The 14,570-nt window shown below is 72.6% G+C and carries 14 protein-coding genes; 8 read left to right on the top strand and 6 right to left on the bottom strand.

Translation table 11 applies throughout. The annotated features are described in order from the left end of the window. Nucleotides 1-465: 465 nt before the first annotated feature. Genes AB0P35_RS22630 through AB0P35_RS22620 form a run of 3 tightly spaced genes read right to left on the bottom strand, consistent with a single transcriptional unit; the run spans nucleotide 466 to nucleotide 3,685 of the window. The gene (locus AB0P35_RS22630) at nucleotides 466-1,551 is read right to left on the bottom strand and encodes a low specificity L-threonine aldolase (protein ID WP_363513316.1); all 1,086 of its coding nucleotides are present in this window, start codon (nucleotides 1,549-1,551) and stop codon (nucleotides 466-468) included. Further along, nucleotides 1,548-2,291 carry an SDR family NAD(P)-dependent oxidoreductase gene (locus tag AB0P35_RS22625; RefSeq protein ID WP_095876467.1) on the bottom strand — a complete coding sequence of 248 codons (744 nt, stop codon included), beginning with the start codon at nucleotides 2,289-2,291 and terminating at the stop codon, nucleotides 1,548-1,550. The genes AB0P35_RS22630 and AB0P35_RS22625 overlap by 4 nt, the downstream gene beginning before the upstream one ends. Next, on the bottom strand, nucleotides 2,288-3,685 hold the full coding sequence (locus AB0P35_RS22620) for a DUF6421 family protein (protein WP_363513280.1): 1,398 nt from the start codon (nucleotides 3,683-3,685) through the stop codon (nucleotides 2,288-2,290). The genes AB0P35_RS22625 and AB0P35_RS22620 overlap by 4 nt, the downstream gene beginning before the upstream one ends. Nucleotides 3,686-4,039: 354 nt before the next feature. Between AB0P35_RS22620 and AB0P35_RS22615 the strand changes: the two genes are divergently transcribed. Continuing rightward, entirely contained in the window at nucleotides 4,040-4,693 is a 654-nt protein-coding gene (locus tag AB0P35_RS22615; protein ID WP_363513277.1) for a DUF5134 domain-containing protein, read from the top strand. A gap of 132 nt (nucleotides 4,694-4,825) precedes the next feature. Next, nucleotides 4,826-5,776 carry a M56 family metallopeptidase gene (locus AB0P35_RS22610; protein WP_363513274.1) on the top strand — a complete coding sequence of 317 codons (951 nt, stop codon included), beginning with the start codon at nucleotides 4,826-4,828 and terminating at the stop codon, nucleotides 5,774-5,776. A 56-nt stretch (nucleotides 5,777-5,832) separates the two neighbouring features. Here AB0P35_RS22610 and AB0P35_RS22605 read toward each other — a convergent pair whose 3' ends face one another. Beyond that, nucleotides 5,833-6,231, bottom strand: coding sequence for a MarR family transcriptional regulator (locus tag AB0P35_RS22605; protein ID WP_363513271.1), 399 nt, complete (start codon nucleotides 6,229-6,231; stop codon nucleotides 5,833-5,835). Between the two features lie 86 nt (nucleotides 6,232-6,317). Here AB0P35_RS22605 and AB0P35_RS22600 point away from each other — a divergent pair, with 86 nt between their 5' ends. The 4 genes from AB0P35_RS22600 (at nucleotide 6,318) to AB0P35_RS22585 (ending at nucleotide 10,861) form a co-directional block, all read left to right on the top strand. Then, nucleotides 6,318-7,817: an MFS transporter gene (locus AB0P35_RS22600; RefSeq protein ID WP_363513268.1), complete on the top strand. Its 1,500-nt coding sequence runs from the start codon at nucleotides 6,318-6,320 to the stop codon at nucleotides 7,815-7,817. Between the two features lie 260 nt (nucleotides 7,818-8,077). Further along, nucleotides 8,078-8,701: a TetR/AcrR family transcriptional regulator gene (locus AB0P35_RS22595; protein ID WP_257019430.1), complete on the top strand. Its 624-nt coding sequence runs from the start codon at nucleotides 8,078-8,080 to the stop codon at nucleotides 8,699-8,701. A gap of 81 nt (nucleotides 8,702-8,782) precedes the next feature. Further along, nucleotides 8,783-10,435 (top strand): LuxR C-terminal-related transcriptional regulator, encoded by a 1,653-nt coding sequence (locus tag AB0P35_RS22590; protein ID WP_363513264.1) that lies wholly within the window; start codon nucleotides 8,783-8,785, stop codon nucleotides 10,433-10,435. A 126-nt stretch (nucleotides 10,436-10,561) separates the two neighbouring features. Beyond that, nucleotides 10,562-10,861 carry a hypothetical protein gene (locus AB0P35_RS22585; RefSeq protein ID WP_363513261.1) on the top strand — a complete coding sequence of 100 codons (300 nt, stop codon included), beginning with the start codon at nucleotides 10,562-10,564 and terminating at the stop codon, nucleotides 10,859-10,861. A 42-nt stretch (nucleotides 10,862-10,903) separates the two neighbouring features. On the opposite strand, the gene AB0P35_RS22580 is transcribed toward AB0P35_RS22585, so the two are convergent. Then, nucleotides 10,904-11,770: a helix-turn-helix transcriptional regulator gene (locus AB0P35_RS22580; RefSeq protein ID WP_095876475.1), complete on the bottom strand. Its 867-nt coding sequence runs from the start codon at nucleotides 11,768-11,770 to the stop codon at nucleotides 10,904-10,906. A 419-nt stretch (nucleotides 11,771-12,189) separates the two neighbouring features. Between AB0P35_RS22580 and AB0P35_RS22575 the strand changes: the two genes are divergently transcribed. Then, nucleotides 12,190-12,699 (top strand): ATP-binding protein, encoded by a 510-nt coding sequence (locus AB0P35_RS22575; RefSeq protein ID WP_257019431.1) that lies wholly within the window; start codon nucleotides 12,190-12,192, stop codon nucleotides 12,697-12,699. A 236-nt stretch (nucleotides 12,700-12,935) separates the two neighbouring features. On the opposite strand, the gene AB0P35_RS22570 is transcribed toward AB0P35_RS22575, so the two are convergent. Then, the gene (locus AB0P35_RS22570; RefSeq protein ID WP_095876476.1) at nucleotides 12,936-13,172 is read right to left on the bottom strand and encodes a DUF397 domain-containing protein; all 237 of its coding nucleotides are present in this window, start codon (nucleotides 13,170-13,172) and stop codon (nucleotides 12,936-12,938) included. Between the two features lie 385 nt (nucleotides 13,173-13,557). On the opposite strand from AB0P35_RS22570, the gene AB0P35_RS22565 reads away from it, so the two are divergent. Further along, complete coding sequence (locus AB0P35_RS22565) at nucleotides 13,558-14,436, top strand: hypothetical protein (protein WP_179419651.1); 879 nt, start codon at nucleotides 13,558-13,560, stop codon at nucleotides 14,434-14,436. Nucleotides 14,437-14,570: the final 134 nt, after the last annotated feature.

Here is a 14,570-nt window from a genome sequence, read left to right as displayed (position 1 = left end):
ACCCTCCGGGCGTTTCGCTCTTTCGTGTTTCCAGCTTATCAGACCCGAGTCAGTGCTCTTCGCCGACTTGCTTTCTTCACCGCTTTGCCGGCCCGGCCTGGCGGCCTGTCCGACGTTTCAAACCCTAGCCGATCCCCGCTCCGAAAAGCGAATCGACCTCGACTCGAATGCAATTCCTATAAACGCGCACGCCGAATTCGCACAGGGGCGCGACGAGACGCGACCCAGCCCGAGCCGGGAAGTGGTGTTTCAAGGGATTGGCCGCTCCGGGACCGTCCGCGCAGACTGCGTGTCCGGTGCTCCCTGTCGAGCGACCAGTGAACACTACGCCGTTCCGGCCGCAGATGCAAAACTCCGCTGCCGGTCGGTGACGCGGGCACCGTACGAACGCCCACGACCCCGGCGCGGGATGTCCGCGCCGGGGTCGTGATGCCGAGCCGGTGGTGGGCCGGTCGTCGGGTCAGGTCAGACCCGGCCCATCTCCTCGGCGATCGCCGCGGCGAACGCGTCGATGTCCGCCTCGCTGGTGTCGAAGGACGCCATCCAGCGCACCTCGCCGGTGTGCTCGTTCCAGAAGTAGAAGCGGTAGCGCTTCTGCAGCCGCTCGCTGACCTCCCGCGGCAGGATCGCGAAGACCGCGTTCGCCTGCACCGGGCGCACGACCGTCACACCGTCGATGCCGCTGACCGCGGCCTCCAGGCGCTTGGCCATGGCGTTGGCGTGGCCGGCGTTGCGCAGCCAGAGGTCGCCGGCGAGCAGCGCCTCGAACTGGACCGAGACGAAGCGCATCTTCGAGGCGAGCTGCATCGACATCTTGCGCAGGAACTTGAGGTTGCGCACGCGCTCGGGGTTGAGCACGACGACGACCTCGCCCAGCATCAGGCCGTTCTTGGTGCCGCCGTAGGACAGCACGTCGACGCCGGCGTCCGTGGTGAACTCGCGGAACGGGACGCCCAGGGTGGCTGCGGCGTTGGCCAGCCGCGAGCCGTCCATGTGCACGAGCATGCCGCGCTCGTGGGCGTGGTCGCAGATGGCCTTGACCTCGTCGACCGTGTAGACGGTGCCGAGCTCGGTGCTCTGGGTGATGGAGACGGCGAGCGGCTGGGCCCGGTGCTCGTCGTCCCAGCCCCAGGCCTGCTGGTCGATCAGCTCGGGGGTGAGCTTGCCGTCCGGCGTGGGGACGGTGAGGATCTTGATCCCGGCGATCTTCTCCGGCGCGCCGCACTCGTCCACGTTGATGTGCGCGCTCTCGGCGGCGACCACCGCGCCCCAGCGCGGCAGGAGGGACTGCAGGGAGACCACGTTGGCGCCGGTGCCGTTGAAGACGGGGTACGCCTCGGCCCGGTCGCCGAAGTGGCGGCGGAAGACCTGCTGCAGGTGGGCGGTGTAGTCGTCCTCGCCGTAGGCGACCTGGTGGCCGCCGTTGGCGAGGGCTATCGCCGCGAGGATCTCCGGGTGGATGCCGGCGTAGTTGTCGCTGGCGAATCCGCGCACGGCGGTGTCGTGGTGCCGCACCGCGTCGGTGCGGGCGTCTTCGGTGCCGATGGTCATCGGGCTGTCAGCCACAGGTGCTGTCCGTTCAGTTCTGCTGCGGGGCGGTCCCAGAGGCCCGCCATGGTGTCGGCCAGGTCTGCGGTGTCGGTGAAACCGGCGAACTTGGCGTCCGGCTTCTCGGCACGCATCTCGGGAGAGACCAGAGCCTTGATCACCAGGATGGCAGCCGCGGCGGTGGGCGTGCCGTCCTCGGCGGTGGTCTCCTTCACGAAGGAGTCCGCCATGGCCATCGTCCATGCCTCGGTGGCGGCCTTCGCCGCGGCGTACGCGGCGCCGCCGGCGGTGGGCTTGTGGGCCGCGGCCGCGGAGACCATGGCGTAGCGGCCGCCGCTGCGGACCAGTGCCGGCTGGAAGGCCAGCGAGGTGTGCTGGAGGGTGCGCACCACGGTGTCGTGCAGGAAGTCCCAGTCGTCGATCCGGGTGTCGAAGAAGGTCTTGCTGCCGCGCCAGCCGCCGACCAGGTGGAGCAGGCCGTCGACGTGGCCGTGCTCGGCCTCCAGGTGGTCGGCCCAGTCGTGCACCTCCTGCGGGTCGAGGAGGTCGATGACCTGGCCGCTGACCTTGGCGCCGGGCACGGTGGTGCGGACGCTGTCGAGGGCCTTGTCGAGGCGCTGCTGGTCGATGTCGGCACCGACGACGGTGGCGCCGTCGGCCGCCAGGCGGCGCAGCACCGCCTGGCCGGCCGGGCCGCTGGCGCCGGCGACGGCGATCACCTTGTTCTCGAGGCGGGCGCTCATGCGGCGACCCCCTGGACACCGGCGCCGGTGATGCCGGTGGTGGCGGCGATGACGCCGCCGAGCTTCTTGGCGAGGGCTTCGTAGAACATGCTGAGCGGGAACTCGTCCGGCTTGACGGCGTCGCACAGGGCCTTGTTGAGGGCCTTGCCGTCGGTGATGTCGAGCGGGAGCGCCTCGGTGCCCTTGGCCCAGGTGGAGGCGGGGTGCGGCGTGAGGTAGCGGGAGACGAGCTCGTAGGCGGCGATCCAGTGGGCCGTCTTCGGGCGGTCGATGCCGTCGCGGTAGAGGGTCTCGATCTCGCCGCAGAGCTGGTTGGTGACCTCGGCGACGCGCTCCCAGTCGATGGAGAGGCGGTTGTCGCGCCAGCGCAGGGCGTCGTGCTTGTGCAGGTAGGCGAAGAGCAGCTGGCCGCCCATGCCGTCGTAGTTGCGGACGCGGTCGCCGCTGACCGGGAAGCGGAACATGCGGTCGAAGAGGATCGCGTACTGGACGTCGCGGCCCTGGGCGTAGCCCTCGGCCTCGAGCTTCACGGCCTCCTTGAAGGCGGTGAGGTCGCAGCGGAGCTCCTCCAGGCCGTACATCCAGAACGGGCTGCGCTGCTTGATCATGAAGGGGTCGAACGGCAGGTCGCCGTGGCTGTGGGTGCGGTCGTGGATGAGGTCCCACAGGACGAAGGTCTGCTGTGCGCGCTCCTGGTCCTTGAGGAGGCCGGTGGCGTCCTCGGGGATCTCCAGGCCGAGCAGGTCGACGGCGGTGGTGGACACGGCGCGGAAGCGGGCCGCCTCGCGGTCGCAGAAGATGCCGCCCCAGGTGAAACGTTCCGGCGCCTTGCGGACGGCCACGGTCTCCGGGAAGAGCACGGCGGAGTTGGTGTCGTAGCCGGCCGTGAAGTCGGTGAAGGTGATCGGCACGAACATCGGGTTGTCGAAGCGCTCGCGCTCGAGCTCGGCCAGCCAGTCCGGCCAGACGACCTTGAGCAGGACCGCCTCGAGGTTGCGGTTCGGGTTGCCGTTCTGGGTGTACATCGGGAAGACGACGAGGTGCTCGATGCCGTCGGCGCGCTGGCCGGCGGGCTGGAAGGCGAGCAGCGAGTCGAGGAAGTCGGGCTCGCGGTAGCCGGTCTCGGCCCACTTGCGCAGGTCCCCCTGGACGGCGGCGTGGTACGCGGCGTCGTGCGGGAAGAGCGGGGCGAGCTCCTGCACCGAGGTGAGGACGGTCTCGACCAGCGGGTCGACCGTGCCGCGCTGGACGGCGGAGAGGTCGATGGAGCCGTCCTTGGACTGCAGCGGGCGGAGTGCCTCCACCGCGTCCTTCAGGCGGATCCAGGCGGGGTGGCCGGCCGGAGAGGCGGAAGCATCGCCAGCCACGGCGAGCGTCGGCGAAAGATTCTGCATCTGAGACTCACTTCGACAGGAGGTATTGCGACGTACCCACCATAGATACGAAAGGTTCTTCTGTTCAAGGGGGGTCTGCCGGGCAATCCTGCGGCGGATGGGGTTCGCGGCGGGAGATCCGGCGCTCCGAGGCGTCTCGCGGGGCGGTCCGCGGGGTGCGGAGGCCGCCGTATCCCGACGATCGCGCGCCCGTCTCGGCGCCGCCACCGGGGGCCGGGCGCCCTCCGCGGGGCCCCGGCCGACGGCCCGATCGGCCGGTCACTCCCGTGCGCCCCCCTGCGCGCCCTGCTGCCCCGTGCGTCGATCGGTGATCGTGGACGTACTGTCCGCAGGCACCGGCCGGGAGGGGGCGCCGTGCACGGTCCGGCCGTCGTCACATGGATGCTGGCGGGGCTGGCCGCCGGCTCGGCCGCCCTGTGCCTCCTGCGCCTGCGGCGCCCGGGCTGTGCGGGGGCGCACCGCGAGGGGGACGTCGCCGAGGCCGCGATGGCGGTCGGGATGGCCGGGATGGCCGTCCTGCCGGGGGTGGCCTGGGGCTGGTTCTTCACCGTGCTGGCGGGCGCGCTGGTCCTGGGAGCGCTCGCCGGGCGCGCCGGGCGCGTGCACCGCCTGCACCACGGGGTCGGGGCGCTCGCGATGGCCTACATGGGGCTGGCCATGGCCGCCGCCCCGGCGGCACCCGGGCATCTGCACCACGCGGTGCCGGGCGTGCCGGGCCCGGTGGGCGCGCCGATGGGGCTGCCGCTGCTGACCGGGCTGCTCCTCCTCTACTTCGGCGGGTACACCCTGTGGGCCGGCAGCCGGCTGCTCTCCGCACCCGGCCGGGCGGCGGGCCACGCGGCGGCCGGCGCTGCGGTCGTTGGCGCTGCGGCAGCCGGCAGTGAAGCGGTCGGCGGCGCCGTCCGGAGCCCGGCTGCGGCGGGAACGAGCTCGCCGGAGGACGGCACGGTGCGGGCCTGCCGGGTGGCGATGGGCATCGCGATGTTCGCCATGCTCCTGACGCTCTGACGCCTCCCGGAGGCTGACGGGGTGTCGTTGGTCACCTGTCCCCCCGAACCCGTTCCACGGCGGCGCGGCGGAGCATAGGTTGGAGGCAGCGCACTGTCGCGCTCCTGATCGCCCCTCGGGGGAGCCCCTGCCATGACGGCCCTGCTGAGCCTGCTGCTGCTCGGACTGCTGCTCGCCACCGTGGCGCCGGGCCTGTTGGCCCGGGCCCGCTGGGCCGAGCGAGAACCCGTGCTGGCGCTGCTCGCATGGCAGTCCCTCGTGGTGGCCGTGCTGCTCTGCTGTGTGCTCTCCCTGCTGCTGGCCTGCGCGGCCGCGCTGCCGGCGCTGCGCGAAGCGGTCTTCACGGGAGCCCCGTCCGGCGTGGAGGAGGCCTACGGCCTGGCCGGCGCGGAGGGGTGGGGCCGGCTGACGGCGGCTCTGCTGGCGCTCGGCGGTGTGCAGACGGCGGTGTCGCTGACCCGCGAGGTGCGCGCCGCCCGGGCGCTGCGTGGTGCGCGCCATGCCCAACTCGACGACCGGGCACCGCAGTTGCCCGGCGAGCCGACGGCGGAGCGGCGCGGTGGCGAGCGGCTGGTGGTCCTGGAGAACGTCCGCCCGGAGGCCTGGTCGCTGCCCGGCCCGGAGGCCCGGCTGGTGGTGACCACCGGCGCGCTCCAGCAGTTGAGCGACCGTGAGCTGGCGGCCGTACTGAGCCACGAGCGCAGCCATGTGCGGGCCCGGCACCACTGGCTGGCCCAGTGCGCCGAGGCGCTGGCGACGGGATTTCCCGGCGTGGGCGTGTTCAGCGCCTTCCGGGACCAGGTGGGCGAGCTGGTCGAATTGGCGGCCGACGACCGGGCGGCGCGACGGCACGGCCGGATCACCACGGCGCTCGCCCTGGTCGAGATCAACGCCGGGCGCGGGGTGTTCGGCTCGTGCCCGCCGAAGCAGCTCGCGCAGGCGCCGCGGCGGGTGGACCGGCTGCTGGCGGGCGAGCCGCGGCTGCCGGTGCACCACCGGCTGCGGCTGACCCTGGCGGCGCTGGCGGCGCCGACCGCCGTGGTGCTGCTGGCGATGGCGCCGGGGCTGGGCACCCTGCTGTAGCCGCTGCAGCCCCCCGGCGGCCGCACGGCTCGGCGGACACCGCCGATGCCCGGGCCTCAGCCGAGGGTGCGGGCGAGCACCTCGCGGTGCAGCGGCTGGGCCTCCCGGTAGCGGGCGCGGCCCTCGTCGGTGAGCGCGACGAAGATCCCGCGCCGGTCGAGCTCGCACATGACCCGGGCGACCAGGCCGTCCTTCTCCAGCCGGCCGATCAGACGGGACAGCGCGCTCTGGCTGAGGTGCACCGTCTGCGCTATGTCCTGCACCCGGAGCTTGCCCGGCCCGACCCGCAGCTCGTCCTCCCAGAGGCGCTCCAACACCTCGAACTCGCTCATGCCCAGGCCGTACTGCTCCCCCAGCGCGCGGTCGAGCGCGCAGGAGACCGCGGCGTGGCGCGCGAGCACGTCCCGCCACTCGAATACGAGGGCGGCGTCTGGGGCGAGATCCGGTTCAGCCACACCGCCAGGCTAGCACATGCCCGCACATCTATTGCAGGCGCATTAAATTCACTTGCATTGGATGCACATGCATGTAGTCTCTGATCATGACCGCATCTGACGCCCCGTCGACGACCGAGGCCTGGAGCCCACGCCTGTGGGGCACCCTCGTCGTCCTCTGCGCCGCCCTCTTCCTCGATGCCCTCGACGTCTCGATGGTGGGCGTGGCCCTGCCCTCCATCGGCACCGACCTCCACCTGTCCACCTCCGCCCTGCAGTGGGTGGTGAGCGGCTACGTGCTCGGCTACGGCGGGCTGCTGCTGCTCGGCGGCCGCGCGGCGGACCTGCTCGGCCGCCGCCGGGTCTTCCTGGCCGCCCTCGCCGTCTTCGCCGCCGCCTCCCTGCTCGGCGGCCTGGTCGACGACGGCGGCCTGCTGATAGCCGCCCGGTTCCTCAAGGGCGTGAGCGCCGCGTTCACCGCCCCGGCCGGCCTGTCGATCATCACCACGACCTTCGCCGAGGGCCCGGCGCGCAACCGCGCCCTCTCGATCTACACCACCTGCGGCGCCAGCGGCTTCTCGCTGGGCCTGGTGCTCAGCGGCCTGCTCACCTCGGCCGGCTGGCGCTGGACGTTCCTGATGCCCGTCCCGGTGGCGCTGGTCGCCCTGGGTGCCGCCGTCCGGCTGCTGCCCCGGCAGCCCGCCCCGCCGCGCGGCACCGCCGGGTACGACGTGGCCGGCGCGGTCACCGGCACCGGCTCGCTGCTGCTGCTCGTGTTCACCGTCACCGAGGCGCAGAACGCCGGATGGGCGAGTGCCCGCACCATCGGTTCGCTGGCCGCCGTCGCGGTGCTGATGGCGCTCTTCCTGCTGATCGAGTCCCGGGCGGCCCACCCACTGGTCCGGCTCGGCATCTTCCGCAACGGCGGGGTCAGCCGGGCCAACATCGCGGCGCTGGCGGTCTTCGGTTCGTACGCCGGCTTCCAGTTCATCGCCACGCTCTACCTGCAGCGGCTGCTCGGCTGGTCCGCGCTGGAGATGGCCTTGGCCTTCCTGCCGGCCGGCGCGCTGGTGGCGCTGTCGGCGACGAAGATGGGCGCGGTGGTCGACCGGTTCGGCACGGCGCGCCTGATGCCGCTCGGCATCCTCTCGCTGACCGCGGGCTACGCGCTCTTCCTGCGGCTGGACGAGCACTCCGGTTTCCTCGGCCTGGTGCTGCCGAGCATGGTGCTGCTCGGCATCGGCTTCGCGCTCGCCTTCCCGTCGGTCAACATCGCGGCGACCAACGGCGTCCACGACGACGAGCAGGGCCTGGCCTCCGGCCTCGTCAACACGGCCTTCCAGGTGGGCAGCGCGATCGTGCTGGCCGTCGCCACGGCGGTGATCACCGCGGGCAGCGGCGGCGGCCAGAGCCCGCAGGCGCAGCTGGACGGCTACCGGCCGGCCCTGCTGCTGGTGACGGGCGTCTCGCTGGCCGCCCTGCTGGTGACCCTGGCCGGCTGGGCCGTGGAACGCCGCCGTGGTGGGGCATCCGCAGCCCCGGCGGCCGGGTCGGTCACGGAGTCCGGCCGGGCGGACCGGGAGGAGAAGGTGCTCGCCGACCGCTGACGCCACCGACCGCGCCGCACCTACCGCACTGCACCGAACTGCGGCCCCCCGCAGCGGACTTCGGCCCGGAACGCAGCAGCGCCGGCTCCACCAAACCCCCGTGTTGGTGGAGCCGGCGCCTGCCGTTGGCCGCCGCCGAGGCCACCTGGGCCCGGGCATACGGCCGCGCCGCGACGGGCCCGGCCAGTATATTGGCCGGGAGCCAGTCAACGTACGGAGCAGACACGATGGCACCTCGCGGGGAATCGGTCAATGAGGAGATGCGCCGGCGCTCCCGCCGCCGCATCATGCGTGCCACCGTCGAGCTCGTCGACCAGCGGGGATACGCCGGGACGACCCTCAGCGACATAGCCGAACACGCCGGGTTGGCACGTGGTCTGGTCTCGTACTACTTCGACGGCAAACGGCTGTTGATGCAGGCCGCCACCCATCGGCTGATGCATCTGGAGCTGGCCGCCGCCCTGGCGGAGCTGCCCGCCGGGACCTCCCCCGACGCCCGCCTGGCGCGGGCCATCGACGCCGTCCTGGGCCTCGCCCTGGACCACCCGCGGGTGATGCGCTCGCACCTCGCCCTGATCCTCGACCCGGACGTCGGCGCCTTCGTCCAGGACCCGGAGCAGCAGCAGCTCGGCGCGATCCTGCGTGGCCTGCTGAAGGACTGGGGCGCACCGGATCCGATCGCCGAGCACGCGGTGCTGCGCAGCGCACTGATGGGCGGCTGCATCGGCGTCCTGCTGCCAGGGGCGTCGACACCTCTGGCGCCGATCCGCGCGGATCTCTTCGCACGCTACGGGCTCTCGTGGCGCCTGGGCGTGCCGCCGCAGCCCGAGGCGCCCGAGCGCGCCCAGACGTCCACCCGCGCAGGGGCCTCGACCCGGGCGTGACGGCTCGGGCCCGGCCACCGGCGCCCGCCCGGCCTGCACCGCTCTTCTGTCGGTCTCGTCCGGCGGGTCGATAATCGGCTCGTGGACACCCGCACCGATCTCGTCCGGGGCCGTGCGTGCTACACCGCCGAAGCCTGGCGCGAGGCCTTCGAGAGCCTGAGTGCCGCCGACGGAGCCGCCACGGTCGGCGCAGACGACCTGGAGCTGCTGGCCAGAGCCGCCTACATGCTCGGCCGCGACGAGGACTACGTGGCCGCGTTGGAACGCGCCCATGCGGGGTGGCTCGATGCCGGCGATGTGCCGCGGGCCGTGCGATGCGCGGTGTGGATCGGCCACAGCATGCTGTTCCGGGGCCACGGTGCGCGGGCGAGCGGCTGGTTCTCCCTCGGCGAGCGCCTGCTGGGGGCCGAGGGGCGGGACTGCGTCGAACGCGGCTATCTGCTGATCCCCGTGTGGCTCGGCCAGATGGGCAGTGGCGACTGGCGGTCCGGCCGGGCGACGGCGGCCGAGGCCGCCGCGATCGGCGAGCGGTTCGGCGACGCCGACCTGGTGTGGCTGGCGCGCGACGACCAGGGCCGGGCCCTGGTGAACCTGGGCCGCGTGCACGAGGGCCTCCGGCTGGTGGACGAGGCGCTCGTGGTCGTCGAGTCCGGTGCGCTGTCGCCCGTCGTCAGCGGCATCGTCTACTGCAACACCATCAGCTTCTGCCACGACCTGTACGACCTGCGCCATGTGCGCGAGTGGACGGACGCCCTGACCCGGTGGTGCGAGCGCCAACCGCAGATGGTCGCGCACAACGGACTGTGCCTGGTGCACCGCGCCGAGGTCCTGCAGTACGGCGGCGCCTGGCCCGCCGCGCTCGACGAGGCCTGCCGGGCCACCGGCCGCTTCACCCAAGGGGTGCTGAACCGGATCGCCTGCGGGCAGGCCTTCTACCGTCAGGGCGAGATCCACCGGCTGCGGGGCCGTCCGGCCGAGGCCGAGCAGGCCTACCGGGAAGCCAACCGCTGCGGGTTCGAGCCCCAGCCTGGGTTCGCGCTGCTGCGGCTGGCGCAGGGCAACGGCGAGGCCGCAACGGCGACGATCCGCCGTGCCGTGTCGGAGCACACCCGGGAGCTGGAGCGGGCCGCGCTGCTGCCGGCGTATGTCGAGATCGTGCTGGCCGACGCCGACATCGACGGCGCGGCCGAGGCCGCCCGTCAGCTCGAGGCCGTCGCCGAGCACCAGGACAGCGAGGTGCTACGCGCGGCGGCCGCGTACGGCGTGGCCTCCGCGGCACTGGCGAAGGGCGACGCCGCCGCCGGTCTCGCCGCGGGGCGGCGGGCGTGGCACGGGTGGCAGGAGCTCGAGGTGCCGTACGAGGCGGCGCGGTCACGTGTCCTGGTGGCCCGCGCGTGCCGCGCGCTCGGCGACGACGACACCGCTGCACTCGAACTCCAGGCGGCCCGTGCGGTGTTCGCCGAACTCGGGGCCGACCCGGACGTCGCTCGCGTCGACTCCCTCGCCCACGGCGGCCCGGACACCGGCGCCCGCGCGCGCGGCTACGGTCTCTCACCGCGCGAGGTCGAGGTGCTCCGCGAGGTGGTCGGCGGCGCGAGCAACCGGCAGATCGCCGCCGCCCTGGTGATCAGCGAGCACACCGTCGCCCGGCACCTGCAGAACATCTTCGGCAAGCTGGGTGTCTCCTCGCGCACCGCGGCGAGCACCTTCGCACTGGAGCACGGCCTCGTCTGAGCCGCATGGCCAGGATTGACCATGCCACCCGCACCGGTTTGGTGAATCTGCGCGACGCGGCGTCCGCTGCCGCAGGCCTAGCGTCGAACCGTCGGTACGGAACGACCACGAGCGAGGAGGACTCCCATGTATGTCGTGGTCCAGCACACGATCCTGAACCCGGAGACCGCGTTCCCCCGCGGCCAGGCCCTGATGAGCGGCACCGGAGCGCCCGACGGCACCCGCGTGCTCCAGTTCTACCCGCACGTCGACGGCTCCGCCGTGACCTGCCTCTGGGAGACCGGGTCCGTCGGGGACGTCCAGCGCTTCGTCGACACCACCCTCGGGGACTCGAGCGTCAATCTCTGCTACGAGGTCGACCCGGAGCAGGCGTTCGCCGACCGCCCGCTCGGTCTGCGGCCGTCACCGGCGCCCGTCGCCCACTAGGCCCCCTTTGCCCGAGGACCGGCCGAGCCCGCATCCGGCCGGTCAGCGGTCCTTGAGGATCGAGGTGAGCAGGTCGACGGTCTGATCGGGTGTCAGGCTGTCGACGCAGAGCCGCTCCATGACCTGGATGTAGGCGTCGACGTCGTCGCGCTTGTCCAGGTAGAGGGCGCTGGTGAGCTGCTCCAGGTAGACGACGTCGGCGAGGTCCTGCTCGGGGAAGCGCAGGATCGAGAAGGCACCGCTCTCGCCGGCGTGGGCGCCGAAGCGGAACGGCATCACCTGGACGGTCACGTTGGGGCGGTCGGCCATGTCGATGAGGTGCTGCACCTGGGCGCGCATCACGGCCGGTCCGCCGACCGGGCGGCGCAGCGCGGCCTCGTCGATGACGGCCCACAGGTGCGGGCTCCGGTCCCCCGTCAGCAGGTTCTGCCGGCGCATGCGCAGGCTGACCCGGCGCTCCAGTTCCTCGGCGCTGATGGCCGGGCGGCTCTGGCCGAAGACGGCGCGGGCGTACTCCTCGGCCTGCAGGAGTCCGGGGATGAACTGGACCTCGTAGGTGCGGATCAGGGCGGCGGCCTCCTCGAGGCCGACGTAGGTCTGGAACCAGCCGGGCAGGACGTCGTTGAAGCTGTGCCACCAGCCGGACTTGTTGGCCTCGCGGACGAGGCCGAGCAGGGCTTCGCGTTCGGTGGTGTCGTCGACGCCGTAGAGGCTGAGCAGGTCGGCGACGTCGCGTTCCTTGAAGGAGACGCGGCCGAGCTCCATACGGCTGATCTTCGACTCGGAGGCGCGGATGGTGTAGCCGGCGTCCTCGCGGGTGATGCCGCGTCCCTCGCGCAGGCGCCGCAGCTGCGAGCCGAGGAGGATACGGCGCACCATCGAGCCCCCGCCGGGCTGAACTGTGGTCATGCGGTCGGAAACCTCCACCTCGGGTCAAACAGCGCACAGTCTGCCATCAGTTGGGCGCGCTCGGTGCCGGTAGTGGTGCAACGATCTACTACTTCTGCATCACATCCTCCATCTTGCACGTGCATTCGGCGCTTGCATATGCCAAACATGCGACTGCACGTGAATCGACTCTTGCATCTGCAGTGGGCGCAGAGGACCATGGTGCACGTGCACTTGCACGCACCTGACAACTCCGCGGGCTTCGCGTCGACCGAACGCGCGACCCCCCATGCCCTCCCGGCCGCTCCCCTGTGCGGCCGGGAGTTCGTGTGCGGGTCCGGGTTTTCGGGCGGCCGGCCGGGCGGCCGAGCGAGTCGGAGGTGACCGGCATGACCCGGACGGGTCCCGCCGTGTCCGCCCCCTTATGGGAGGAGCTCTTCATGAGCACCGGTACGGCCATCGCTGCCGACCCGTACGTGGTCAGCTGTACCCTCGCCCCTCGCTACGAAGCCGTCAGATCAGCCCGGGACTTCGCCAGAACCACCCTGCGGAGCTGGGGACTCGACTCACTGTTCGACGATGTCGCCCTGGTCGCCTCGGAGTTGGTGACCAATGCGCTGCGCCACGCGCTGGGTGCGGTGCCCGAGGGGTGCGCCGGCACGGCGGCGCAGGTGCCGGCGCAGACGGTGCGCACACAGGACCGCACTCCGATACGCATCAGCCTGGTGCACCGGGCTCCGCAGGTGGTGTGCGCGGTGAGCGACCCCAGCAGCCACGGGCCGGTGGCGCGGGAGGCGGACTTCGTGGCGGAGTCCGGCCGCGGACTGCACCTGGTCGACTCCTTCAGCAGTTCCTGGGGCTGGCACCCGCTGGCCGGGGCGGGCAAGGTCGTCTGGGCGCTGTTCGACGCGGCGCCGGCTGCCGGACCGGGTCGGCACCGGTCCGTCTGAGCCGCCGGAGGGCGCACGAACGGGCGGGTCGGGCGGAGGGGACCCGATCGGTCTGCGGCGCCGCCCGGCGAAGTGGCCCGCCCGAGGGGAGACACCCGGGCGGGGAGCGGTCGACGGAAGGCAGTGGCCGCCGGACGGGCCGCGCCACCCGGCCCGCGAAGCGCAACCGGGCCGCCGTGGCGACCCCCACGACGGCCCCTATATGAACGAGTCGGATCGCCGGCGGCGACCGGCGGTCAGGTCGCCAGGTGGTCGAACTCGCCGTCCTTGGCGCCGAGCAGCAGCGCGGCTATCTCGGCCCGGGTGTAGACGAGCGCCGGCCCGTCCGGGAAACGGGAGTTGCGCATCGCCACCTCGCCGGTCGGGAGCGCCGCGAACTCCACGCAGTTGCCCTGCGAGTTGCTGTGCCGACTCTTCTGCCAGACCACTCCGTCGAGGTCCGCAGCGGCCATGCCGTTGTACGTGTCACTCATCGTTGTCTCCCAGAGCCTGGCGTTCGCCTCACTTGACGTGATGATAGCTGGCCTGCACGTGCATCAGCACGGGACAAAGCGCGTGCATCTGACTCATCAGTAGCACCGAACAGCGCCGGCGCCGACCGGGTAAACAGGGGCAGAACACCACATACGACCGCGTAGATGATCACCGTCGGTACGGATGGATCTGCGTCCCGTTGATCTTCACGCTCGACGGCGGGCTTTACGCGCAGTCACATCGGCCACTGTGAGCCGCATCACGCACCCCTCCGACGGAGTGCGCATCGCTTTGCCGGGTTTTGTCCGGTCTTGTGCCGTCACCACCAAGCCCTCACGGGAGTCGACTGCAGTACGGACCCCGGAATGTCCTACGATCTCCGCCATGAGCACCGCAGCCATCCCGGGCGCGCCACTGCCCGTCCGTACGCCAGGCTCCCGTGCGCGGGGGCGCCACCGCCGTCCCGAGCGTCCGGAGGTTCCGGTCGGCTCCCCGGCCCTGCTGCTGGCCGTTCCGGCCACGGCCGGTCCCGAGGCCCGCCCGATCGTCGACGAGCTGCTGTCCGTCGTGCGCGGCGAGCAGCCCGGTATCGAGATCGCGGCCGGCTACCTCGCGGACGAGGCGGAGGACGCCCCGACCGTCGCCGACCTGCTCGCCATGGCCGCCGGCAACGGTGCGCCGCCGCCGATCGTGGTGCCGCTGCTGCCCGGTCCGCACGGTTTCCTGGCGGAGCTGCACGAGGTGGCCGCGGCCGCGGGATCCCCGGTCACCGACCCGCTGGGCCCGCACCCGCTGCTCGCCGAGGCCGTGCACGTCCGCCTCTCCGAGGCCGGGCTGGCGCGCGCCGACCGCGCCCGACTGTTCGCGATCGCGACCTCCGCCGACGGCGTGGTGCTGACCGTCTCCGGCGGCGAGGACGCGGCCGCGGCCGCCGGGATCACCGGTGTGCTGCTCGCCGCCCGCCTCGCCGTGCCGGTGGTGGCCGCCGCCCTGGACGTCCCGGGTTCGGTCGTCGCCGCGGTCGAGCACCTCAAGGCCACCGGTTCGGAGCGCCCCGCACTGGCGCCGCTGGTGATCGGCCCGGAGGCCGACTCCGAGCTGCTGGCCACGGCCGCCGAGCAGACCGGCTGCCCGAGCGCCGCGCCGCTGGGCGCCTACCCGACGGTCGGCCAGCTGATCGCCTCCACCTACCTGGCCGCGCTGCCGCCGCAGCCGCCGGTCGAGGAGCAGGCCGAGGCCGAGGAGCCCGCGGCGGAGCAGTGAGCGCCGTGAGCCACCGCCTCGCGCAGTGAACTCGCAGGAGGGGCCCCGACCGCACCGGTCGGGGCCCCTCCGCGTTCCGTGTCGCGTTCGCTGCAGCGTTCCCCGTCTCGCCCCTCGCCCGTCCCCCGCCCCGG

Origin of the sequence: Kitasatospora sp. NPDC085879 (genome assembly GCF_040686255.1) — a bacterium.
GTDB lineage: Bacteria > Actinomycetota > Actinomycetes > Streptomycetales > Streptomycetaceae > Kitasatospora.
The sequence above is the reverse complement of the archived record's forward strand: the minus strand, read 5'-3'. Positions and strand labels throughout refer to the sequence as shown.